The 21,209-nt window shown below is 64.3% G+C and carries 22 protein-coding genes; 7 read left to right on the top strand and 15 right to left on the bottom strand.

All coding sequences use genetic code 11. From position 1 onward, the window contains the following. Positions 1–75 precede the first annotated feature (75 nt). Positions 76–966 (top strand): lipase family alpha/beta hydrolase, encoded by an 891-nt coding sequence (locus JYG36_RS24605; protein ID WP_045196917.1) that lies wholly within the window; start codon positions 76–78, stop codon positions 964–966. On the opposite strand, the gene JYG36_RS24600 is transcribed toward JYG36_RS24605, so the two are convergent. Beyond that, positions 947–1,840 carry a DMT family transporter gene (locus JYG36_RS24600; protein WP_213602600.1) on the bottom strand — a complete coding sequence of 298 codons (894 nt, stop codon included), beginning with the start codon at positions 1,838–1,840 and terminating at the stop codon, positions 947–949. The genes JYG36_RS24605 and JYG36_RS24600 overlap by 20 nt on opposite strands. Before the next feature lie 98 nt (positions 1,841–1,938). Between JYG36_RS24600 and JYG36_RS24595 the strand changes: the two genes are divergently transcribed. Together JYG36_RS24595 and JYG36_RS24590 are read left to right on the top strand one after the other, a co-directional pair. Beyond that, positions 1,939–2,730 carry an AraC family transcriptional regulator gene (locus JYG36_RS24595; protein ID WP_213602598.1) on the top strand — a complete coding sequence of 264 codons (792 nt, stop codon included), beginning with the start codon at positions 1,939–1,941 and terminating at the stop codon, positions 2,728–2,730. Between the two features lie 62 nt (positions 2,731–2,792). After that, the gene (locus JYG36_RS24590; RefSeq protein WP_045196923.1) at positions 2,793–3,074 is read left to right on the top strand and encodes a PsiF family protein; all 282 of its coding nucleotides are present in this window, start codon (positions 2,793–2,795) and stop codon (positions 3,072–3,074) included. 6 nt (positions 3,075–3,080) lie between these two features. Here JYG36_RS24590 and JYG36_RS24585 read toward each other — a convergent pair whose 3' ends face one another. Next, the gene (locus tag JYG36_RS24585; RefSeq protein WP_213602596.1) at positions 3,081–4,001 is read right to left on the bottom strand and encodes a hypothetical protein; all 921 of its coding nucleotides are present in this window, start codon (positions 3,999–4,001) and stop codon (positions 3,081–3,083) included. Positions 4,002–4,220: 219 nt separating this feature from the next. Between JYG36_RS24585 and JYG36_RS24580 the strand changes: the two genes are divergently transcribed. Next, on the top strand, positions 4,221–5,228 hold the full coding sequence (locus tag JYG36_RS24580) for an AI-2E family transporter (RefSeq protein ID WP_045196927.1): 1,008 nt from the start codon (positions 4,221–4,223) through the stop codon (positions 5,226–5,228). A 50-nt stretch (positions 5,229–5,278) separates the two neighbouring features. Here the strand turns inward: JYG36_RS24580 and JYG36_RS24575 are convergent, their stop codons facing one another. Then, entirely contained in the window at positions 5,279–6,544 is a 1,266-nt protein-coding gene (locus JYG36_RS24575; RefSeq protein WP_093376649.1) for an Hsp70 family protein, read from the bottom strand. Positions 6,545–6,703: 159 nt separating this feature from the next. Between JYG36_RS24575 and cbpA the strand changes: the two genes are divergently transcribed. Further along, the gene (cbpA, locus tag JYG36_RS24570; RefSeq protein ID WP_045196930.1) at positions 6,704–7,663 is read left to right on the top strand and encodes a curved DNA-binding protein; all 960 of its coding nucleotides are present in this window, start codon (positions 6,704–6,706) and stop codon (positions 7,661–7,663) included. A gap of 2 nt (positions 7,664–7,665) precedes the next feature. Then, positions 7,666–7,971 carry a chaperone modulator CbpM gene (locus tag JYG36_RS24565; protein ID WP_045196932.1) on the top strand — a complete coding sequence of 102 codons (306 nt, stop codon included), beginning with the start codon at positions 7,666–7,668 and terminating at the stop codon, positions 7,969–7,971. Between the two features lie 64 nt (positions 7,972–8,035). Here JYG36_RS24565 and JYG36_RS24560 read toward each other — a convergent pair whose 3' ends face one another. The 7 genes from JYG36_RS24560 to urtA form a co-directional block, all read right to left on the bottom strand. Continuing rightward, positions 8,036–8,557 (bottom strand): GNAT family N-acetyltransferase, encoded by a 522-nt coding sequence (locus JYG36_RS24560; RefSeq protein WP_213602594.1) that lies wholly within the window; start codon positions 8,555–8,557, stop codon positions 8,036–8,038. A 5-nt stretch (positions 8,558–8,562) separates the two neighbouring features. Next, positions 8,563–9,090, bottom strand: coding sequence for a GNAT family N-acetyltransferase (locus tag JYG36_RS24555; RefSeq protein WP_093376640.1), 528 nt, complete (start codon positions 9,088–9,090; stop codon positions 8,563–8,565). Between the two features lie 38 nt (positions 9,091–9,128). After that, complete coding sequence (gene urtE, locus JYG36_RS24550; protein ID WP_213602592.1) at positions 9,129–9,827, bottom strand: urea ABC transporter ATP-binding subunit UrtE; 699 nt, start codon at positions 9,825–9,827, stop codon at positions 9,129–9,131. 20 nt (positions 9,828–9,847) lie between these two features. Next, complete coding sequence (urtD, locus tag JYG36_RS24545; RefSeq protein WP_371128632.1) at positions 9,848–10,708, bottom strand: urea ABC transporter ATP-binding protein UrtD; 861 nt, start codon at positions 10,706–10,708, stop codon at positions 9,848–9,850. Continuing rightward, positions 10,705–11,784 carry an urea ABC transporter permease subunit UrtC gene (gene urtC / locus JYG36_RS24540; protein WP_195885574.1) on the bottom strand — a complete coding sequence of 360 codons (1,080 nt, stop codon included), beginning with the start codon at positions 11,782–11,784 and terminating at the stop codon, positions 10,705–10,707. The genes urtD and urtC overlap by 4 nt, the downstream gene beginning before the upstream one ends. Further along, the gene (gene urtB, locus JYG36_RS24535; RefSeq protein WP_213602590.1) at positions 11,784–13,280 is read right to left on the bottom strand and encodes an urea ABC transporter permease subunit UrtB; all 1,497 of its coding nucleotides are present in this window, start codon (positions 13,278–13,280) and stop codon (positions 11,784–11,786) included. The genes urtC and urtB overlap by 1 nt, the downstream gene beginning before the upstream one ends. A 115-nt stretch (positions 13,281–13,395) precedes the next feature. Then, positions 13,396–14,661: an urea ABC transporter substrate-binding protein gene (gene urtA, locus JYG36_RS24530; protein ID WP_213602588.1), complete on the bottom strand. Its 1,266-nt coding sequence runs from the start codon at positions 14,659–14,661 to the stop codon at positions 13,396–13,398. A gap of 246 nt (positions 14,662–14,907) precedes the next feature. On the opposite strand from urtA, the gene JYG36_RS24525 reads away from it, so the two are divergent. After that, entirely contained in the window at positions 14,908–15,483 is a 576-nt protein-coding gene (locus tag JYG36_RS24525) for a hypothetical protein (RefSeq protein WP_230090917.1), read from the top strand. On the opposite strand, the gene cycA is transcribed toward JYG36_RS24525, so the two are convergent. The 5 genes from cycA to JYG36_RS24500 all read right to left on the bottom strand — a co-directional run bounded on the left by cycA (position 15,484) and on the right by JYG36_RS24500 (position 21,205). Continuing rightward, positions 15,484–16,911 carry a D-serine/D-alanine/glycine transporter gene (gene cycA / locus JYG36_RS24520; RefSeq protein WP_213602587.1) on the bottom strand — a complete coding sequence of 476 codons (1,428 nt, stop codon included), beginning with the start codon at positions 16,909–16,911 and terminating at the stop codon, positions 15,484–15,486. A 110-nt stretch (positions 16,912–17,021) separates the two neighbouring features. Then, positions 17,022–18,044 carry a FecCD family ABC transporter permease gene (locus JYG36_RS24515; protein WP_045196952.1) on the bottom strand — a complete coding sequence of 341 codons (1,023 nt, stop codon included), beginning with the start codon at positions 18,042–18,044 and terminating at the stop codon, positions 17,022–17,024. Next, positions 18,041–18,991 (bottom strand): ABC transporter substrate-binding protein, encoded by a 951-nt coding sequence (locus JYG36_RS24510; RefSeq protein ID WP_213602585.1) that lies wholly within the window; start codon positions 18,989–18,991, stop codon positions 18,041–18,043. Before JYG36_RS24510 ends, JYG36_RS24515 begins: the two co-directional genes overlap by 4 nt. After that, positions 18,988–19,776, bottom strand: coding sequence for an ABC transporter ATP-binding protein (locus JYG36_RS24505; RefSeq protein WP_195885579.1), 789 nt, complete (start codon positions 19,774–19,776; stop codon positions 18,988–18,990). The genes JYG36_RS24510 and JYG36_RS24505 overlap by 4 nt, the downstream gene beginning before the upstream one ends. 61 nt (positions 19,777–19,837) lie before the next feature. Continuing rightward, positions 19,838–21,205 (bottom strand): PepSY-associated TM helix domain-containing protein, encoded by a 1,368-nt coding sequence (locus JYG36_RS24500; RefSeq protein ID WP_213602583.1) that lies wholly within the window; start codon positions 21,203–21,205, stop codon positions 19,838–19,840. Positions 21,206–21,209 lie beyond the last annotated feature (4 nt).

Raw genomic sequence — 21,209 nt, 5'->3', positions numbered from 1 at the left:
GCGGGAGTTCGATTGCGATTGCCATCGAATTGCCTGTAGGGTTGGCCGACTGTCCACGGAACGGGGAATGCAGCCATGGCCCAAGGGCTCGCCACGCGTTATCCACTGCTGCTGGTGCCGGGCATGCTCGGGTTTGTCCGCTTGCTGCTGTATCCCTACTGGTTCGGGATCGTTTCGGCGTTGCGCCGGGGCGGTGCCCAGGTGTTTGCCGTGCAGGTTTCGCCGCTGAACTCCTGCGAAGTGCGCGGCGAGCAGTTGCTGCTGATCATCGCCGATATCCGCCAGCGTACCGGCGCCGACAAGGTCAACCTGCTCGGCCACAGCCAGGGCGCCCTGACCGCGCGTTATGCGGCGGCCAAACGGCCGGAATGGGTGGCCTCGGTCACCTCGATTGCCGGGCCCAATCACGGCTCGGAGCTGGCCGATCACCTGCATGACTATTACCCCGCCCACTCTGCCCGCGGCCGTGTGCTCAAGGCTTTGCTGCACGGGTTGGCGGTATTGATGGGTTGGCTGGAAACCGGCTGGCGCGGACCGAAACTGCCGATCGACGTGCACGCCTCGCACCAGTCGCTCACCAGTGCCGGCGTGGCGCGCTTCAACCAGGCTTATCCACAGGGTCTGCCGACGACCTGGGGCGGCGAGGGCCCGGCCCAGGTCAATGGTGTGCGTTACTACTCCTGGTCCGGCACCTTGCAGCCGGGCCTGACCGATCGCGGTCTCAACCGCCTGGATGGCAGCAACCGCTTCTGCCGCCTGTTCGCCCGCACCTTCGTACGGGAAAAGGGCCAGTGCGACGGCATGGTCGGGCGCTTCAGTTCGCACCTGGGCCAGGTGATCGGCGATGACTATCCGCTCGATCACCTGGACATCGTCAACCAGTCGCTAGGGGCGGTAGGCAAGGGCGCGGAGCCGGTGCGGCTGTTCACCGAGCATGCCGCCAGGCTCAAGGCTGCGGGGCTGTAGCGCGGCGGCGCAGGGGTGTTTTCCAGCGTTCGGCGAGGATCACCCCGACCAGGGTCATCACCCCGCCGACCAGGTGATAGAGCGCCAGTTGCTCGCCCAGCACCATGGCGGCGATCACTGCCGTGACTGCCGGTAGCAGGTTGAAGAACAGCGTCGTGCGGCTCGGGCCGAGGCGGCTGACCGCCTGCATCCAGGCCAGCGGCGCGATCATCGAGGCCAGTACGCAGGCATAGATCACCAGGCCGATATTGCCAGCGCCCAGGCCGGTCTTCGGTGAAAACACGAACAGCGGAAACAGCACGATGATCGCCACCAGCACCTGCAGGTACAGCAGTTGCAGCGGCGCGATGCGCAACTGCCACTTTTTCAGCAGGGTGCTGTACACCGCATAGGCCAGGGTGGCAATCAGCATCAGCGCATCGCCACTGTTTACGCCGTGTTGCACCAACGCCGCCAGATCACCGGCCGAGACCACCACCAGCACACCGACGAACGACACCACGGCGCCAATCAGCGCGCCGATGGTCAGCCGCTGGCCGAGGCTGATGATCGCCAGGGCCAGGGACATCAACGGCATCAGCGAGAGGATGATGCCCATGTTGGTGGCGCTGGTGATGGCGGCGGCGAAGTAGGCCAGGCTCTGGTACACCGCCATGCCGAGCACGCCGAGGATGAAGATCTTGCCCAGGTTCGGGCCGATGGCTGCCCAGTTGCGCAACACCGGGCGCAGCAGGAAGGGGGTGAACAGCAGGCCGGCCAGCAGCCAGCGATAGAAACCGATCTCGGCCGGGAAGATCGCCCCGGCGGACATCTTGGTGACCACGGTATTGCCGGCCCAGATGAAGATTGCCAGCAACGGAAACGCATAATTCATGAAACGGGAACTCTTGAGGATACAGGCGGCAATTATCCACTTGTCTGTCCCGTTGCTTATACTTGTATCCAGACAACCTGCGCATAGATCCAGACAGCATGCCGATAAAGTACCTGAACATCCCGCAATTCGAGACCTTGCCGGCCCCGGTGTACTTTCGCTATGACGAATTCGGCGCCGACACCCACAGCGTCGCCCACCGGCACGCCTGGGGCCAGCTCAACTATGCGGCCCACGGCATCATGCACCTGGAGATCGCCGGCCAGCGCTTCATCTCGCCGCCGCACTATGCGGTGTGGGTGCCGCCCGATACCGAGCACAGCTGCTACAACCCCCAGGCCATTGTCTATCGCTCGGTGTACCTGGGTCGCGAGGTGTGCAAAGGGCTGCCAGGCGAGCCTTGCACCTTGGTGATCAGCGACATACTCAAAGCCATACTCGGCGATTTTGCCGCCCGTGACGTCAAGGTGCCTGAAGATGAAGCCGACCGGCGCCTGGCCCAGGTGCTGGTTGACCAACTGCGCCGCGCCCCGGCCCAGACCTGTTACCTGCCCTACGCCCGCAGCGCCGGTTTGGCTGAAGTATTGCAGGCGCTGCACGCCGAGCCTGGCGACAATCGCCCGCTCGGCCATTGGGCGGCCAGCGTGCATGTCAGTGAACGCACCCTGGCCCGGCAGTTCATTCGCGAGCTGGGCATGAGCTTTGGCGAATGGCGCCTGCGCCTGCGCTTTTTGCGTGCCATCGAGGCCCTGGAGCAGAACCTGCCGACCCAGCAGATTGCTTTCGACCTGGGCTACAGCAGCGCCTCGGCATTTATCGCCATGTTCCAGCGCCAGGCCCATTGCACCCCGGAGCAGTACCGGCGGCAGGCTCGCGCTGGAGGTTTGTAAGAATATTTGTCTACACTTCGGCCAAGGCTGCGCGTGGTGCGCAGCGACCAGGAGAAAACGCCATGAAGATGGTGCGTGTGCCGTTGCTGTTGCTCGGTTTGCTGATGTGTTCCCAAGGATTTGCCGCCACGGCGCAACAGGAGAAAATGAAAACCTGTAACGCCGATGCCACCACCAAGGCGCTCAAGGGCGACGAGCGCAAGGCGTTCATGAGCACCTGCCTGAAAGCCAAGCCTGCGACCCAGCAGGACAAAATGAAAACCTGCAACGCCGACGCCACCACCAAAGCGCTCAAGGGTGATGAGCGCAAGGCGTACATGAGCGACTGCCTGAAGAAAAAGTAACCTGCGTCAGTTGGCGTAAGTCACCGACTCCAGCCGGTCCAGGCCCTGGCCGATAAACAGCGAGAACGGCCGGCCGGCGTGGTCGGCCAGCTCCCGGCAGTCACTCTGGAGCATGCTGATGCGCTGGTCGGTGCCTGAGTAGAGGTTAACGCTCTGCTTGCCCAGCGAGCCGATTTCGAAGGCCATCTCGAACGGGCCGTACGGATTGCGCTGCAGCGTCCGTTCGGCTTGCCAGGCCTTGATCTGCCCGTTGCGGATTCGTTCCTTCAGGACCGGGTCCTTGAAGTCGAACTGTGCAGGCACCGTGGCATAACGCATCTGACCGTACTCGATGACCACCTGCGCACGTTCCGACGGACCTTCCTCGAGCTGCACGATCGACCTGAGCTTGAATGGCCCGCGCGAGACTTCGGCCAGCACGTGGCAGGTGATGATGCTCGACACTTCGCTTTTTTTCTCGGCGGCCTGGATGCTGTCCATGAGGGTGGCGGTGGAAAGCGCTTCGATACGGCTGCCAAGCTTGATCTCGAGGGTGACCGGGCCCTTGATCTTTTCCAGCGCCTCGCGCCAGACCTGGTACTGGGGCTCCAGTGACTGCGGTTCAAGGGTGACGTCGACTTCCCAGGACGTGGCCGCTCGGGCCCGGGGGATTTCGTCGAACAACTCGCGCAGGGCCTGACGCTTACCGTCATCGAGCGAGCGCGAGACGCTGATGAGCAAGTCCTGGCGGTGGTCATTGTCGAGTTCGACCTCGATGTCCTTCGGGTCGATACCCAGTTTCAGGATGGCCTGGTACAGGTCATCGCCGTACTGCTGTTTGAGGTCGCCATAGTAGGCGCTTACCGGCTGGGCGAAATGCAGGGTGGCGAAATCTTCCGAACAGCCGCCAAGCAGCAACAGGGGAAGCAGGACAAGCAGTTTGCGCATGGTTTTGAACTCTGTGCCTTGAAGGTGGGAAGGCACAGAGGGATTCCTGTTTCGCCTGCCTGCGAATGCGCCAGCGCGGCGCCGCCATTCCATTGGGGGCGGCAATCATAGAAACATCAGGGCGGCATTACCAGCCGCAACGCCGCTGCGTGCCACTATGCCTGCCGGGCGAAGGCTGGCAGACTGCCGGTTTTCCATGCCGTCGCCTTTCGAGGTTGTATGACCTTTACTCAGCGCCAGATCACCCTGGCCAGTTGGATCATCGTCTTCACCGGCCTGTTGCTGGTGTTGCCGCTCAAGTTGCTGCCAAGCCTGTTGGCCGGGCTGCTGGTGTTCGAACTGGTCAACATGCTCACACCCAAGCTGCAGCACCTGATTGCCGGGCAACGGGCGCGCTGGCTGGCGGTCGCGCTGCTCGGCACTCTGGTGGTCAGCACCCTGACCTTGCTGTTTGCCGGCGCCATCAGTTTTTTGCTGCACGAGGCTGAAAACCCCGGGGCATCGCTGGACAAGTTCATGCTCCTGGTCGACCAGGCGCGCGGGCAACTGCCGCCGTTCATCGACGCCTACCTGCCGGCCAGTGCCTCGGAGTTCAAGGTGGCCATCGGCGAATGGCTCAAGACCCACCTGGGCGAGCTGCAACTGGTGGGCAAGGGCGCGGCGCACATGTTCGTCACCTTGCTGATCGGCATGATCCTCGGCGCCATCGTCGCCTTGCAGCGCATTCCCGACATCTCCAAGCGCAAGCCCCTGGCGGCGGCGCTGTTCAACCGCCTGGCGCTTTTGGTGCAGGCGTTTCGCAACATCGTCTTTGCGCAGATCAAGATTTCCCTGCTCAACACCTTCTTCACCGGCATCTTCCTCGCCGTGGTGCTGCCGCTGTTCGGTGTGCACCTGCCGCTGACCAAGACCCTGATCGTGCTGACCTTCCTGCTCGGCCTGCTGCCGGTGATCGGCAACCTGATGTCCAACACCCTGATCACCATCGTCGGCCTGTCGTTGTCGATCTGGGTGGCGATGGCGGCGCTGGGTTATCTGATCGTTATCCACAAGGTCGAGTACTTCCTCAATGCGCGGATCGTTGGCGGGCAGATCAGTGCCAAGTCGTGGGAGTTGCTGCTGGCGATGCTGGTGTGTGAGGCGGCGTTCGGGCTGCCGGGGGTGGTGGCCGGGCCGATTTACTACGCCTACCTGAAGAGTGAGTTGCGCCAGCAAGAGCTGGTGTGAAGCCTGATCGCGGGGCAAGTCGAGGCGTCGCACCGCCCCGCGATAGTTTTTCAGCCGTACCGCTTGCGCGCCTCGATTGCCAAGCCGCTGCCAATGCTGCCAAAGATGTTGCCTTCGACATGCCGGGCATTGGGCAGCATCGCCGCCACGCTCTGGCGCAGCGCCGGAATGCCGCTGGAGCCGCCGGTGAAGAACACCGTATCGACCTGCGCCACACCCACGCTGGCCTTGGCCAGCAGCTCGCTGACACTGCCGCGCACGCGCTCGAGCAGATTGTCGATCGACTCTTCGAACAGCGCCCGGGTCAGATCGACGCTGAGCCCCGGCTGCACCCGCTTGAGGTCGACCAGGCGGCGGTCGTTGTGGGTCAGTTCGATCTTGGTCTCTTCCACTTCCATCGCCAGCCAGTGCCCGGCGCGCTGTTCGATCAGCTTGAACAGGCGGTCGATGCCGTCGGTGTCTTCGATGTCGTAGCGCATGCTGCCCAAGGCCAGCTGGGATTTTTGCGAGTACACCGAGTTGATGGTGTGCCAGGTGGCCAGGTTCATGTGGTGGCTGGTGGGCATGAAGGCGCCGCTTTTCATCCGGCTGCCGTAGCCGAACAGCGGCATCACGCCCTGCAGGCTCAGCTGCTTGTCGAAGTCGGTACCGCCGATGTGCACGCCGCCGGTGGCGAGGATGTCCTGCTGGCGGTCGTCGAGCATGTGCCGCTCCGGGGCCAGGCGTACCAGGGAGAAGTCCGAGGTACCACCGCCGATGTCGACGATCAGCACCAGCTCTTCGCCCTGGATGCTCGACTCGTAGTCGAATGCGGCGGCAATCGGTTCGTACTGGAACGAGACGTCCTTGAAGCCGATTTTCTTCGCCACTTCTGCCAGGGTGTCCTCGGCTTCCTGGTCGGCGGCCTGGTCGTCATCGACGAAATGCACCGGGCGGCCCAGCACTACCTCGTCGAAGGCGCGGCCGGCATTGGCCTCGGCGCGCTTTTTCAGCTCGCCGATGAACATGCCCAGCAGGTCCTTGAACGGCAGCGCGGTGCCCAGCACGCTGGTGTCGTGCTTGATCAGCTTGGAGCCCAGCAGGCTCTTGAGCGAGCGCATCAGGCGGCCTTCATAGCCTTCGAGGTATTCGTGCAGGGCCAGGCGGCCGTACACCGGGCGGCGCTCCTCGATGTTGAAGAACACCACCGACGGCAGGGTGATCTTGCCGTCTTCCAGGGCGATCAACGACTCCACGCCCGGGCGGTGCCAGCCGACGGTGGAGTTGGAGGTGCCGAAGTCGATGCCGCAGGCACGGGCCGGGGATGCTTGACTCATGGATTGTACTTCCGGGGAAAAACGGCCGCGCAGTTTATGCCAGCTGGCAGCAGAATCAAGACCGATTATCTGCTTTGCGGCAAACCCATGGGCACCTTGAAAGGCTATGCTTGACCCCAATCTACACAAGCATTCGATTAACCCATGGTGATTCCTTAGATGGACTTCAAAGACTATTACAAGATTCTTGGCGTTGAGCCCACTGCGGATGACAAGGCGATCAAGACCGCCTACCGCAAGCTTGCGCGCAAGTATCACCCCGACGTCAGCAAAGAGCGTGACGCCGAGGAGAAATTCAAGGAGGCCAACGAGGCCTATGAAGCCCTGAGCAGCCCGGAAAAACGCGCCGAGTACGACGAGCTGCGCAAGTACGGCCAGCATGGCCGGCCGTTCCAGGGCCCGCCGGGCTGGCAAAGCCGTGGTTCGGCAGGTGCCGAGGGCTTCGGCGACGGTGGCGATTTTTCCGATTTCTTCAGCTCGATCTTCGGTTCGCGCGGTGGCAACGGCAATCCTTTTGGCCGCGGCCAGCAACGCAGTGCCGGACGGCGGGGGCAGGACGTGGAAATGGAACTGGCGATTTTCCTTGAGGAAACCCTGTCCAGCGAATCCAAGCAGATCAGCTTCCAGGTGCCGCAGCACAACGCCAGCGGCCAGCGCACCGGCTTCACCACCAAGACCTTGAACGTGAAGATCCCGGCCGGCGTCAGCGACGGCGAGAAGATCCGCCTCAAGGGCCAGGGTGCCCCGGGCGTTGGTGGCGGCGCCAATGGCGACCTGTTCCTGACCATTCGCATGGCACCGCACCCGCTGTTCGATGTCGAAGGTCATGACCTGATCATCACCGTGCCGCTGGCACCGTGGGAAGCCGCATTGGGCACCAAGGTCGAGATGCCGACCCTGACCGGCAAGGTCAACCTGACCATCCGTCCGGACAGCCAGAACGGCCAGCGCCTGCGGATCAAGGGCATGGGCCTGAGCAACAAGCAGGGCCAGCGTGGCGACCTGTATGCGCAATTGAAGGTGGTGATGCCGAGCCAGTCCGATGCCGCTGCCCGTGAGCTGTGGAGCAAGTTGTCGGAAAAGGCTGCGTTCAACCCGAGGACACAATGGAGTAGCTGATCATGAGCAGTACCCTGATCGTTCAACTGGACATGCAGACCCTCTGTCAGGAAGCCGATCTGCCGGCGGCCTACGTGATCGAAATCGTCGAACACGGCATTGTCGAGCCTTCCGGGCGAACGCCGGAAGACTGGCTGTTTGACGATCAGGCGCCGGTGCTGGCCAAGCGCGCGGCCAAACTGCATCACGATTTGCAACTGGAGTGGGAAGGGGTGGCGCTGGCGCTGGAGCTGCTGGAGGAAGTGCAGCAGCTGCGCAGCGAGAACAGCATGCTCAGGCAGCGCCTGGGGCGGTTTGTGCAGGGCTGATCGCGGGGCGCTTCTACAGGATCACACAATCTCTGTGGGAGCGGGCTTGCCCCGCGATGAGTCCCTAAAGCAATTTGTAGTACAACGCCGTCGCCCGATAAACCCCATCCGGCCCACAGGCGTAGTCGGGAAGCTCGCCGGCCTTGCTGTACCCCAGCGAGCGGTAAAAGTCCTCGGCCCCGGAGCCGGCCTCGGTATCCAGGTAAAGCATGCCGCGCTGCTTTTGCCGCGCCGTCAGTTCCAGCGCCTGGATCAGTTGCTGGCCGAGGCCGCGACGCCGCGCGGCACTGTGCACCAGCAGCTTTTGCACTTCGGCGCGGTTCAAGCCGTTGGGTTTCAGACATAACCCGAGCTGCACACTGCCGAGCACTTCCTTGTCCTTGCCCACCACCCACAGCAACAGCTCGCCGCTGACCAGGCGCTGGCGCACCTCTTCGAAGTAGTGCTCGGCCTGCTGCGCATCGATATCCGCCAGAAACCCCACCGAAGCCCCGTGTTGCACGGCATCGAGCAGCAACGCCACCAGGCCGTCGCGGTAATAGACAAGGCTTTCATGGGTTACACGGTTGAGCTGCGCAGCATTCACAGGCGTCACTCCATTGTCGGCGGCGGGGCATCGGGGTTGAGGATCAACTGCATGAAGGTCAGGTCCAGCCAGCGGCCAAACTTCACCCCGACCTGGGGCATCTGCCCGTTGAGGGTGAAGCCCAGGCGCTGGTGCAGGCGAATCGAGGCGCTGTTGCCGCTTTCGATGGCGGCGACCATCACGTGCTTGTTGCAGGCGCGGGCCCGTTCGATCAGCGCTTGCATCAGCCTGGGGCCCAGGCCGTTGCCGCGCTGGTCGCTGCGGATGTACACCGAGTGCTCGACGGTATGGCGAAAGCCTTCGAACGGCCGCCAGTCGCCAAACGAAGCATAGCCCAGTACCTGCCCGCCAGCGTCGACCGCCACCAGGATCGGGTAGCCCTGGGCCTGGCGGGCGTCGAACCAGGCCTGGCGGTTGGCGAGGTCGACCGCTTGCTCGTTCCAGATCGCCGTGGTGTTGAGCACGGCATCATTGTAGATCTCGCGAATGCCCGGCAGGTCGGCAGGCACAGCATCGCGCAGCAGGTAGGTCATGGCAGGGTCTCGAACAGGGGCACAGTGATCGGCTCAGGTTAAATGGTTACCAGGCCGCGCACACCCTCGGCTTGCATATTTTCGCCACGCCCGGCCTGGATGATTTCGCCGCGTGACATCACCAGATACTGGTCGGCAAGCTCGGCGGCAAAGTCGTAGAACTGCTCGACCAGCAGGATCGCCATGTCGCCACGGGCAGCCAGCTTGGCGATCACCGCGCCGATCTCCTTGATCACTGAAGGCTGGATGCCCTCGGTGGGTTCGTCGAGGATCAGCAGCCGCGGCTGGCTGGCCAGGGCACGGCCGATGGCCAGTTGTTGTTGCTGGCCGCCGGAGAGGTCGCCGCCACGGCGCTGCTTCATCTGCTCCAGTACCGGGAACAGCTCGTAGATGAACGCCGGCACGCTCTTGGCCTGGCCGGCGCCGAAGCGCGACAGGCCCATCAGCAGGTTCTCCTCGACCGTCAGACGCGGGAAGATCTCCCGGCCCTGGGGCACGTAGGCGATCCCGGCGTGCACCCGCTGGTGCGGCTTGAGCGTGGTGATCGCCTGGCCTTCCCAGTGCACGCTGCCTTCGCGGATGGGCAGCAGGCCCATCAGGCAGCGCAGCAGGGTGGTCTTGCCGACGCCGTTGCGCCCGAGCAGGCAGGTGACCTCGCCAACTTTGGCCTCGAACGACAAGCCACGCAGGATGTGGCTGCCGCCGTAGTATTGGTGCAGGGAATCGATTTTCAGCATGTTGTCGTCCTGTGTTGGCCTCATCGCCCCAGATAAACCTCGATTACCCGGTCATCCGCCTGTACCTGCTCCAGCGAGCCTTCGGCCAGCACACTGCCCTGGTGCAGCACGGTGACGTGGTCGGCGATGCTGCCGACAAAGCCCATGTCGTGCTCGACCACCATCAGCGAATGCTTGCCGGCCAGGCGCTTGAACAGTTCGGCGGTGAACTCGGTTTCAGCATCGGTCATGCCCGCCACCGGCTCATCGAGCAGCAGCAATTGCGGGTCTTGCATGAGCAGCATGCCGATCTCGAGGAACTGCTTCTGGCCATGGGAGAGCAACCCGGCCTGGCGCTGGGCCGAGCCGCTCAGGCGAATGGTCTGCAGGATCTCGTCGATACGGTCGCGCTGCTCGCCGCTCAAGCGCGCAACCAGGCTGGCCAGCACCGACTTGTCGGCCTTCTGCGCCAGCTCCAGGTTCTCGAACACGCTCAGCGCCTCGAACACTGTCGGCTTCTGGAACTTGCGGCCGATCCCGGCCTGGGCGATCTGCACTTCGCTCATGCGCGTCAGGTCCAGGGTGTCGCCGAACCAGGCCTTGCCGCTGGTGGGGCGGGTCTTGCCGGTGATCACGTCCATCAGCGTGGTCTTGCCAGCGCCGTTGGGGCCGATGATGCAGCGCAGTTCACCGACGCCGATGTACAGGTTGAGGCTGTTGAGCGCCTTGAAGCCGTCGAAGCTGACGTTGATGTCTTCCAGGGTCAGCACCGTGCCGTGACGCACGTCCAGGCCTTCGCCGCGGCGCTGGCCAAGGCCGATGGCATCGCGGCCGCTGCCGGCGTCGAGGATCGGTTCAAGCATGAATTCCGGGTGCACCGGCGCTAGCGGGATGGCTCTCATTGTTCGCCCCTTTTCTTCAGCAGACCGACCACGCCCCGTGGCAGGTACAGGGTCACCAGGATGAACAGCGCACCCAGGCAGAACAGCCAGTACTCGGGAAAGGCCACGGTGAACCAGCTTTTCATGCCGTTGACCAGCCCGGCGCCCAGCAGCGGCCCGATCAGCGTGCCGCGCCCGCCGAGGGCCACCCACACCGCAGCTTCGATGGAGTTGGTCGGCGACATTTCGCTGGGGTTGATGATGCCTACTTGCGGCACGTACAGGGCCCCGGCCAGGCCGCACAGCACCGCACTCAAGACCCAGACGAACAGCTTGAAACCACGCGGGTCGTAGCCGCAGAACATCAGCCGGTTCTCGGCATCGCGCAGCGCGGTCAATACCCGGCCGAACTTGCTCCGGGCCAGGCGCCAGCCCAGGTACAGGCTGGCCACCAGCAAGGCGACGGTAAGCAGGAACAATACTGCGCGGGTGCTTTGCGCAGTGATTTCAAAGCCGAGGATGCTGCGAAAGTTGGTGAAGCCGTTGTTGCCGCCAAAGCCGGTTTCGTTGCGAAAGAACAGCAGCATGCCGGCGAAGGTCAGGGCCTGGGTCATGATCGAGAAGTACACGCCCTTGATCCGCGAGCGGAAGGCGAAAAAGCCGAACACCAGCGCCAGCAAGCCGGGCGCCAGCACCACCAGGCACAGGGCCCAGGCAAAGTGCTGGGTGCCGGCCCAGTACCAGGGCAGCTCGCTCCACGACAGGAAGGTCATGAACGCCGGCAAGCCATCAGCGGCCGCTTCGCGCATCAGGTACATGCCCATGGCATAGCCGCCGAGGGCGAAGAACAGGCCATGGCCCAGCGACAGCAGCCCGGCGTAGCCCCAGACCAGGTCCAGGGCCAGGGCGACGATGGCGTAGCAGAGGATCTTGCCGACCAGGGTCAGTGTGTAGGCCGAGACCTGCAGGCTGTGCCCGGCGGGCAGCAGCGACAACACGGGCAGGGCCAGCAGCACCAGCAGCACAGCGGCGCCGATGGCCAGGGTCCAGCGCGGGCCGGCCTTCTGGCTGGCGGATACAAGCAGAGGCTGGTTCATCAGTCGATTACCCGTCCCTTGAGCGCGAAGAGGCCTTGCGGGCGTTTCTGGATGAACAGAATGATCAGCGCAAGGATGAGGATCTTGCCGAGCACCGCACCAATCTGCGGCTCCAGCAGCTTGTTGGCGATGCCCAGGCCGAAGGCCGCCCAGAGGCTGCCGGCCAACTGGCCGACGCCGCCGAGCACCACCACCAGGAACGAGTCGATGATGTAGCTCTGGCCCAGGTCCGGACCGACGTTGCCGATCTGGCTCAGGGCCACGCCGCCGAGCCCGGCGATCCCCGAGCCGAGACCAAAGGCGAGCATGTCCACCCGCCCGGTGGGCACCCCGCAGCAGGCGGCCATGTTGCGGTTCTGGGTGACCGCGCGCACGTTCAGGCCCAGGCGCGTGCGGTTGAGCAGCAACCAGGTCAGCAGCACCACGAACAGGGCGAAGGCGATGATCACCAGGCGGCTGTAGGGCAGCACCAGGTTAGGCAGCACCTGAAGGCCACCGGAAAGCCAGGCCGGGTTGGCCACTTCGACGTTCTGCGCGCCGAACAGCAGGCGGATGGCCTGGATCAGGATCAGGCTGATGCCCCAGGTCGCCAGCAGGGTTTCCAGCGGCCGCCCGTACAGGTGGCGGATCACCGTGCGCTCCAGCAGCATGCCGACCCCGGCGCTGACAGCGAAGGCCACCGGCAGGGCGATCAGCGGGTAGAACTCGATGGCCCCGGGGGCGTAGCGCTGCACCAGTATCTGCACCACGTAAGTGGCGTAGGCGCCGAGCATGAGCATCTCGCCGTGGGCCATGTTGATCACCCCGAGCAGGCCGAAGGTGATCGCCAGGCCCAAGGCCGCGAGCAGCAGAATCGAGCCTAGCGACAGGCCGCTGAAGGCCTGGCCGAGCAACTCGCCGAACAACAGCTTGCGCTTGACCTGGGCCAGGCTGGTTTCGGCGGCGGTGCGCACCCCGGCGTTGTTTTCGACACCGGGTGTGAGCAAGGCCTCCAGGCGCGTGCGGGCCATGGGATCGCCGGTTTCGCCGAGCAGGCGCACCGCGGCCAGGCGTACCGCCGGGTCGCTGTCGACCAGTTGCAGGTTGGCCAGGGCCAGGCCGAGGGCGGCATGCACGGCGGCGTCTGCTTCGCTGGCGAAGCGCCGGTCGAGGAAGGCGACCTGGGCCGGCTGCGCACTTTTTTGCAGTTGCTGGGCAGCCGCCAGGCGCACTGTGCTATCTGCGCTGAGCAACTGATGGCTGGCCAGGGCGTTATCCACAAGCCCGCGCAGGCGGTTGTTCAGGCGCAGCTTGCGGGTGTCGCCGGCGGCGATGCGGCCTTGTTGCAGGGCGCTTAGCAGCTCAAGACGGGCCGGGTCCGGTTGCGCCGCCCAGTCCTGGAGCAGGCGCGCCTGCTCATTGGCCTTGGCGGCGATGAAGTAGTTTGCGTCGCTGGCCTGGGCAGTCAGGGGCAACAGCAGGAGGCTGAGGAAAAGGCACAGGAGGGCCTTGGACATGACGGTTTCCTTGTGGTGTGCTGTACGGCCGCATCGCGGGTCAAGTCGGGGCGTCGCACCGCCGCTCCTACAGTGGGAGCGGCGGTGCGACGCCCCGACTTGACCCGCGATGAGCTCAGTTGCCCTTCACCGCATAATCCGGCCGCTTGTCGTTACCTGGAATGAACGGGCTCCACGGCTGCGCTCGCAGCGGTTGCTCGGTTTCCCAGACCACACTGAACTGGCCGTCATCCTGGATCTCGCCGATCATTACCGGCTTGTGCAGGTGGTGGTTGCTCTTGTCCATGGTCAGGGTGTAGCCCGATGGCGCCTTGAAGGTCTGCCCGGCCAGGGCTTCGCGGACTTTGTCGACATCGGTGGACTTGGCTTTCTCGACCGCCTGGGCCCACATGTGGATGCCGACGTAGGTGGCCTCCATCGGGTCGTTGGTCACCGCCTTGTCGGCGCCCGGCAGGTTTTTGGCCTTGGCGTAGGCTTTCCAGTCGGCGACGAACTGGCTGTTGACCGGGTTATCCACCGATTCGAAGTAGTTCCACGCCGCCAGGTGTCCCACCAGCGGCTTGGTGTCGATGCCACGCAGTTCTTCCTCGCCTACCGAGAAGGCCACCACCGGCACGTCGGTGGCTTTGAGGCCCTGGTTGGCCAGCTCCTTGTAGAACGGCACGTTGGAGTCGCCGTTGACCGTGGAGATCACTGCGGTCTTGCCGCCAGCAGAGAACTTCTTGATGTTGGCGACGATGGTCTGGTAGTCGCTGTGGCCGAACGGCGTGTACAGCTCTTCGATGTCCTTGTCGGCCACGCCCTTGCTGTGCAGGAAGGCGCGCAAAATCTTGTTGGTGGTGCGCGGGTAGACGTAGTCGGTACCGAGCAGGAAGTAGCGCTTGGCGGCGCCGCCGTCTTCGCTCATCAGGTACTCCACTGCCGGGATCGCCTGCTGGTTGGGCGCGGCACCGGTGTAGAAGACGTTCGGCGACATCTCTTCGCCTTCGTACTGCACCGGGTAGAACAGCAGACCGTTGAGCTCTTCGAACACCGGCAGCACCGACTTGCGCGACACCGAGGTCCAGCAGCCGAACACCACCGCGACCTTGTCCTGGGTCAGCAACTGGCGGCCCTTTTCGGCGAACAGCGGCCAGTTCGACGCCGGGTCGACCACCACCGGTTCCAGCAGCTTGCCGTTGACCCCGCCCTTGGCGTTGATCTGCTCGATGGTCATCAGGGCCATGTCCTTGAGCGAAGTCTCGGAAATCGCCATGGTCCCCGACAGCGAATGCAGGATGCCGACCTTGATGGTCTCGGCGGCCTGGATGCTCCAGCTCAGGCCCATCGCCGCGATGGACGCGCTGAGGGTAAAGGCCTTGATCAGACTGCGACGCTTCATAGTGCTCTCTCCATGGAATCGGATGTTCTGTTGGGCAGATGGCGACTTCGCCCAAGAGCGTTAGCAAGGGTTGTGCCGAGTGGCGCGCAGCTGTCTGGGGCGGGGTTTGCACGGCGATTGGCGATGGCGGGCGAGCATGCTTGCACCGTGATGGCGCTGTGCCCGGTGCGCGGCAAACAAGTCTGCACAGCTTTGGTTCGCGCAGGTATCATCGCCGCCTTTGAACGCAGTTCAGGGATGACGACAGTGAACAGATTCGCCCGTGCAGGGATGGTGATGGCCGGCGTGTGGGCCGCGATGGGGCAGGTACAGGCCAGTGAGCCGTCCTCGCTGTATTTTCGCTGCAGCATGACCAAGGCGCAGTACGCCACGGTCATGGCCGCCCGGCCGGGCGAGGCCGCGGCATTCACTGACTGGCAGCAATGGTTCGATAGCAAGGAAATGTACGGTGGCGGCAAGGTCGATACAGACGACCTGCGGCCGATGCCGGCCGAGACCCTTAGCCAGATCGCCGGCGGCAGCCGTTACGGCTCGCTATCGGAGTACGACGAAAAAACCGGCGTGTGGCGCTTCGCCCTGCTGCAGTTCAGCGAAAACTACGGGGCGATGATCTCCATGCTGGCGCCACTGCGCAGTGTCGCGCCGTACTGCGCCGCCGACTCCGACAGCTTCATGCTGGTCTATTCGTACATCTGGGGTGACGGCGACAATGCCTACCTGACCCTCAACGGCCGCAGCCAGTTTGCCCAGGCACCGACGCCGGCCCAACGCAAGGAGGCCGACGCGGTACTGGCCAAGTTACTTGAGGCCAGCGAGGGCTGATCAGCCCTGGCGCGAGCCGAGGCCTTCGGGCTGGGCCTGACGATTGCGCCGCACAAACTGGTAAGTGACGGTCAGCAGCACGAACCACAACGGCGTGACGATCAGCGCCTGGCGGGTGTCGTGCTCGAGGCTCAGCAGCACCAGGATGAAGGCGAAGAACGCCAGGCACACCCAGCACATCAGGCGCCCGCCAGGCATCTTGTACTTCGAGGCTTGGTGCAGCGCGGCGCGCTGTTTGCGGTAGTTCAGGTACGACAGCAGGATCAGCGACCAGACGAACATGAACAGGATCGCCGACACCGTGGTCACCAGGGTGAAGGCTTCGACCAGGTCCGGAATCACGTACATCAGCAGCGCCCCGGCCAACAGGCAGGTGCACGAGAACAGCAGGCCGCTGGCCGGCACGCTGCGCTTGGACAACTGCTCGAAACGCTTGGGTGCATCCCCCTGCTGGGCCAGGCCGAAGAGCATGCGGCTGGTGGAGAATACGCCGCTGTTGGCCGACGAGGCCGCCGAGGTCAGCACCACGAAGTTGATGATGCTGGCCGCCGCCGGCAGGCCGGCGAGCACGAACAGCTCCACGAACGGGCTCTTGCCCGGCACCACGTCACGCCACGGCGTCACCGCCATGATGGTGATCAGCGCCAGCACGTAGAAGACGATGATGCGGATCGGGATCGAGTTGATTGCCCGTGGCAGGTTGCGCTCCGGGTTCTTCGCTTCGGCGGCGGTGGTGCCCACCAGTTCGATGCCGACAAAGGCGAACACGGCAATCTGGAAACCGGCAAAGAAGCCCATCAGGCCATGGGGGAACATGCCCTGGTCGTTCCACAGGTTGGCAAGGTCCGCGGTGCGTCCGGCCGGCGACTGGAAGCCGGCCATGACCATGTACAGGCCGGTGCCGACCAGGGCGACGATGGCGATGATCTTGATCATGGCGAACCAGAATTCGATCTCGCCGAACATCTTCACCGTGATCAGGTTCAGCGACAGCAGCAGGCCGACACAGGCAATCGCCGGCGCCCACTGCGGCAGGTCGGGGAACCAGAACTGCGAATAGGCCGATATCGCGATGACGTCGGCGATGCCGGTGATGATCCAGCAGAACCAGTAGGTCCAGCCGGTGAAGTAGCCGGCCCAGGGCCCGAGCAGGTCGGCCGAAAAATCGATGAACGACTTGTAGTTGAGGTTCGATAGCAGCAACTCGCCCATGGCGCGCATGACGAAGAACAGCATGAAGCCGATGATCATGTAGACGAAGATGATCGACGGGCCGGCAAGGCTGATGGTCTTGCCCGAGCCCATGAACAGCCCGGTACCGATGGCGCCACCGATGGCGATCAGCTGGATATGGCGGTTGGACAGGCTGCGTTGCAGGTGGTCATGGTTTTCCGGCGTGGGTTGTTGCGGGGGCAGGTTCGCGGTCATAGGCAGGCATTCCGTTGAGTTCAGTCTTGTTGTGCGCCGCTAGGCTAACACGCGCCTTCCTGGCGCTAGCGCGACAATACGTCTCAACGCGGGGGCGGTGTTGACCGTGGTCAACGTCGGCGCATCAGGCCGATAAAGAACAGACCGCCAATGGCGGCAGTGGCGATGCCGATCGGCAGGTCCTCGGGCGAAATCAGCGTACGTGCGGCGACGTCGACCCAGATCAGGAACAGGCTGCCCAGCAGCAGGCACACCGGCAGCAGGCGGCTATGCTCGGCGCCGACCAGGCGCCGGGCGATGTGCGGCACCATCAGGCCGACAAAGCCGATCGAGCCGCTGATCGCCACCAGCACGCCGGTCAGCAGCGAGCAGATCAGAAACGCCAGCAGGCGCACCTTGCGCGCGTTCAGGCCGAGGGTCACGGCGGTCTGCTCGCCGGCCATCAACGCATTCAGCGAGCGGGCCATGCCCAGCAACAAGGCCAGGCCGAGCAATACGCTGATCGCCGGAATCGGCAGCAGCTCCCAGCGCGCCAGGCCCAGGCCGCCGAGCATCCAGAACATCACCGCCGAGCTTGCCCGGTGGTCACCGAGAAACAGCAGCAGGTTGGCCGCCGCCATCATCACAAAGGCCACGGCCACGCCGCACAGCAGCAGGCGGTCGCTGTCCAGGCGGCCGTGGCGGCTGGCAATGGCCAGCACCAGCAGCATGCTGCACAGCGCGCCGATAAAGGCGGCCAGGGGCAAGGTCAGCACGCCGAGCAGCTCGCCGATATGCAGCACCACCAGTACCGCACCCAGGGTTGCCCCGGAAGTGACGCCGAGCAAGTGCGGGTCGGCCAGCGGGTTGCGCGTCACCGCCTGCAGCACCGCGCCGATCATCGCCAGCCCTCCGCCCACCAGCGCCGCCAGAAGCATGCGCGGCACGCGGATCAGCCAGACGATATGTTCCTGGCCCGTGGTCCACGCCGGTGTCTCGGGGGTAACGCCGAACAGCTTGAACAGCAGCACGCGCCACACCACCTCGACCGGCACCGGTGCCGAGCCGAAGCCCAGGGACACCACGCAGGACACCAGCAGCAGGGCCAACAGCGCGAGCAGCAACAACCGCTGCCGGGAGTTTGCCGACCTCATGCGCCGTGCAGGCTCTTGGCGATGGTCTCGATGGCTTCGACGTTCTCAAGGCTCGGCGTGGCCGCCACGTAGGGAATGACCACGAAGCGCTTGTTGCGGATCGCCTCCACCGATTGCAGGGCCGGATGCTGTTCGAGGAATGCCTGTTTCTGCGCGGCGCTGACTTCGCCGTAGTCGACGATGACGATGACCTCGGGGTTGCGCTCGACCACGCTCTCCCAGTTGACCCGGGTCCAGCTGGCTTCGATGTCATTGAGCACATTGCGCCCGCCGGCGGCGGTGATCAGCGCCTCGGGCATGCCCAGGCGCCCGGAGGTCATGGCCCGGTCTTCACCGCTGTCGTAGAGGAACACCCGTGGACGCTCGGCCGGCAACTGCTGCTGGACCACGGCAACGCGCGCTTGCATGTCGCCGATCAACTGCTCGGCACGCGCCTGCACGTCGAAGATCCTGCCCAGGTTGCGCAGGTCGGTGTAGGTGTCGTCGAGGCTGGCTGCCGGGCGCTTCATGACAAAGGCGCAGGATTCAGTCAGCTCGTACACCGGGATGCCCAGCGGCGCCAGGCTTTGCGGGGTGAGGTCGCCGCCGACGCGCATGCCGTAGTCCCAGCCGGCGAACAGGAAGTCGACATTGGCGTTGAGCAGGGTTTCCACCGACGGGTACTTGGCCGCCAGTTCCGGTAGGCCGTCGAGTTGCTTGCGCAGCTGCGGGGTGACCGCCTTCCAGCCGCTGACACCGCTATAGCCGACCATGCGCGAACGCAGGCCGAGGGCGAGCATCATCTGGGTCATGTTGATGTCGTGGCTCAGGGCATGCTCCGGGGCCTTGGTGAAAGTCACCTGGCGGTTGCAGCTTTGCACCGTCAACGGGTATTGGGTGGCCTCGGCGAAAGCGCCGGGGCTGGCCAGCAGCAAGGCCAGGCCGAGCAACAGGATGGATCGAATCATCGCTGGGTTATCCAGGTAAGGCGAGGGTGGTCAGCCAGAGGGTGGCGGTCGATCAGCGCTTGTACGCCGAACACCGCCTGCAGCAATTCGGCGGTCAGCACCTGGTCTGGCGTGCCGCTGGCGACGATGCGGCCGTGGTCGAGCACGTACAGGCGATCGCAAAAGGCCGCCGCCAGGTTCAGGTCATGGATGCTCGCCAGGGTGCCGATGCCCAGGCGCCGCACCTGCTGCAGCAGCTCCAGCTGGTAACGCGGGTCAAGGTGATTGGTCGGCTCGTCGAGGATCAGCACCTGCGGTTGCTGGACCAGAGCCCGGGCGAGGATCACCCGCTGTTTCTCGCCACCGGACAGGCTGGCGAAGGTGTGGTCGTCAAAGCCCTGCAGGCCGACTGCCTGCAAGGCGTCCTGGACCCGTTGGCGATCGGCTGGGCTGTCGCCGTCGAACAGGCCTTTGTGCGGCGTGCGGCCCATGGCCACGACTTCCTCGACATTCAGGCCGAAGGCATCGGGAAACTCCTGCAGCACCACGGCGATACGCTGGGCGCACCAGCGCGGCGACTGCTGCCACAGGTCATGCTCGCCCAGGCGCACCTGGCCGCGTTCCGGCTTGTTGAAACGGTAGGCGCAGCGCAGCAGGCTGGTCTTGCCGCTGCCATTGGGGCCGATCAGGCCGACGAACTCGCCGGCGCCGACCTGCAACTCGACGTCGCGCAGCTGGAACTGGTGGTGGCAATGGCCGTGGCCCAGGGGCGACCAGTGCAGGTCGCTGATACTCAGGGTGCTCATCAAGGTCCTGCGGGCCTGTGGGCGATGACGCCAAAAACAGGCCCGTATCGAAAACGGGCGCTCATGTTAGCGGATTTGTCCGCGCCAGCGGTTGTGCATAACGATCCACCAGCCACACCAGCAGCATCGAGCCGCCCACCAGCGGGAAGGCCGCCCCCAGAATCAGCATGATCACGGTCGCGGTCTTCCAGCGCGGCAGGTCATGGCGCAGCGGCGGTACACCGAGGCCACCTTCGGGGCGGCGTTTCCACCACATCACCAGGCCGCTGACCGAGCCGAGCAGGATCATCAGGCAGATCAGCAGGACCATAAGCTGGTTCAGCGTGCCGAACATCTTGCCTTCGTGGAGCATCACCCCAAGCTCGGTGGCCCGGGCGACGTTGCTGTAATCCTGCCAGCGTACGTCCACCAGCACCTGGCCGGTGTACTGGTCGACATGCAAGGTGGCGTCGTTGCGCGGGTCGTCGGCGAACACGGCAATGGTGTACACGCCTTCGGCACTGGTTGGCAGGGTAATGCTGTAGCCAGGTTCGACGCGGCGGGTAGTGGCCAGCTCTTCGATCTGTTGCAGGCTGACCTGCGGCGCCGCCGGGGCGCTGGAGCCCATGCTGTGGCCGGCATGCTCGGCGTGGGCGGCGGATTGCGGCATCGGTGTGTTTTCCATGGCCCAGGGCACGGTCTGGCGGCTGGCGCTGTTGAGCGCCCGGGCTTGCTGGTCGGACTGCGGCACGTCGTTCCACATTGCTGCCGGAAAACGGTTCCACAGGTCGGCGTACTGCTTGCCCCAGAAGCCGGTCCAGGTCATGCCGCTGAGCAGCATCAACAACAACAGCGCCGCGCCCCAGAAGCCTGTGACCGCATGCAGGTCGCGCCACAGCAAGCGTCCTCGGGCGTTCAGGCGAGGCCACAGCACACCGGCGCTGCGCTTGCCGCGCGGCCACCACAGGTACAGTCCCGAGACCACCAGCACCACGCCCCAGCCGGCGGCCAGTTCCACCAGGCGATCGCCAGTGGTGCCGATCATCAGTTCACCGTGCAGCGCACGGGCCACGGCCTGCAGGTTGTTTTTCGCGTCCTGTTCGCCGAGCAGCTGGCCGCTGTAGGGGTCGACGAACACATTCAATTCACGGCCAGCGTTGTGCACCACGAACTGGGCACTGCGATCACTGGCGGTTGCCGGCAGGTACTGGCTGACCTGGCCCTTGGGGTAAGCCTGCTGCACCGTTTGCAGCAGGCTGTCGGCGTTGTGCCGGTGATGCCCGGCCTCGACCACCATCAAGTCGCGATACAGCAATGGGTCGAGCTGCGGCTTGAACAGGTAGATGATCCCGGTGATCGCCAGCAGGATCATGAACGGCGCGACGAACAACCCGGCGTAAAAATGCCAGCGCCACGCCAGGTTGTAGAAGGATATGTGCGGTTTGCTCATGCAG

This window comes from Pseudomonas sp. SORT22, from assembly GCF_018417635.1.
In the GTDB taxonomy this organism is placed as follows: Bacteria; Pseudomonadota; Gammaproteobacteria; order Pseudomonadales; family Pseudomonadaceae; genus Aquipseudomonas.
This window is presented reverse-complemented; position numbering and strand designations above follow the sequence as displayed.

Bases quoted from the DNA above. Each gene is read 5' to 3' on its own strand.
- cycA (WP_213602587.1), bottom strand. From the start codon at position 16,911: ATGACCGCGAACCTGCCCCCGCAACAACCCACGCCGGAAAACCATGAC.
- JYG36_RS24585 (WP_213602596.1), bottom strand. From the start codon at position 4,001: ATGCGCAAACTGCTTGTCCTGCTTCCCCTGTTGCTGCTTGGCGGCTGT.
- JYG36_RS24500 (WP_213602583.1), bottom strand. From the start codon at position 21,205: ATGAGCAAACCGCACATATCCTTCTACAACCTGGCGTGGCGCTGGCAT.
- urtE (WP_213602592.1), bottom strand. From the start codon at position 9,827: ATGCTGAAAATCGATTCCCTGCACCAATACTACGGCGGCAGCCACATC.
- urtA (WP_213602588.1), bottom strand. From the start codon at position 14,661: ATGAAGCGTCGCAGTCTGATCAAGGCCTTTACCCTCAGCGCGTCCATC.
- JYG36_RS24595 (WP_213602598.1), top strand. From the start codon at position 1,939: ATGCCGATAAAGTACCTGAACATCCCGCAATTCGAGACCTTGCCGGCC.
- JYG36_RS24605 (WP_045196917.1), top strand. From the start codon at position 76: ATGGCCCAAGGGCTCGCCACGCGTTATCCACTGCTGCTGGTGCCGGGC.
- JYG36_RS24580 (WP_045196927.1), top strand. From the start codon at position 4,221: ATGACCTTTACTCAGCGCCAGATCACCCTGGCCAGTTGGATCATCGTC.
- JYG36_RS24600 (WP_213602600.1), bottom strand. From the start codon at position 1,840: ATGAATTATGCGTTTCCGTTGCTGGCAATCTTCATCTGGGCCGGCAAT.
- cbpA (WP_045196930.1), top strand. From the start codon at position 6,704: ATGGACTTCAAAGACTATTACAAGATTCTTGGCGTTGAGCCCACTGCG.
- JYG36_RS24555 (WP_093376640.1), bottom strand. From the start codon at position 9,090: ATGACCTACCTGCTGCGCGATGCTGTGCCTGCCGACCTGCCGGGCATT.
- urtD (WP_371128632.1), bottom strand. From the start codon at position 10,708: ATGAGAGCCATCCCGCTAGCGCCGGTGCACCCGGAATTCATGCTTGAA.
- JYG36_RS24505 (WP_195885579.1), bottom strand. From the start codon at position 19,776: ATGAGCACCCTGAGTATCAGCGACCTGCACTGGTCGCCCCTGGGCCAC.
- JYG36_RS24515 (WP_045196952.1), bottom strand. From the start codon at position 18,044: ATGAGGTCGGCAAACTCCCGGCAGCGGTTGTTGCTGCTCGCGCTGTTG.
- JYG36_RS24565 (WP_045196932.1), top strand. From the start codon at position 7,666: ATGAGCAGTACCCTGATCGTTCAACTGGACATGCAGACCCTCTGTCAG.
- urtC (WP_195885574.1), bottom strand. From the start codon at position 11,784: ATGAACCAGCCTCTGCTTGTATCCGCCAGCCAGAAGGCCGGCCCGCGC.
- urtB (WP_213602590.1), bottom strand. From the start codon at position 13,280: ATGTCCAAGGCCCTCCTGTGCCTTTTCCTCAGCCTCCTGCTGTTGCCC.
- JYG36_RS24575 (WP_093376649.1), bottom strand. From the start codon at position 6,544: ATGAGTCAAGCATCCCCGGCCCGTGCCTGCGGCATCGACTTCGGCACC.
- JYG36_RS24590 (WP_045196923.1), top strand. From the start codon at position 2,793: ATGAAGATGGTGCGTGTGCCGTTGCTGTTGCTCGGTTTGCTGATGTGT.
- JYG36_RS24510 (WP_213602585.1), bottom strand. From the start codon at position 18,991: ATGATTCGATCCATCCTGTTGCTCGGCCTGGCCTTGCTGCTGGCCAGC.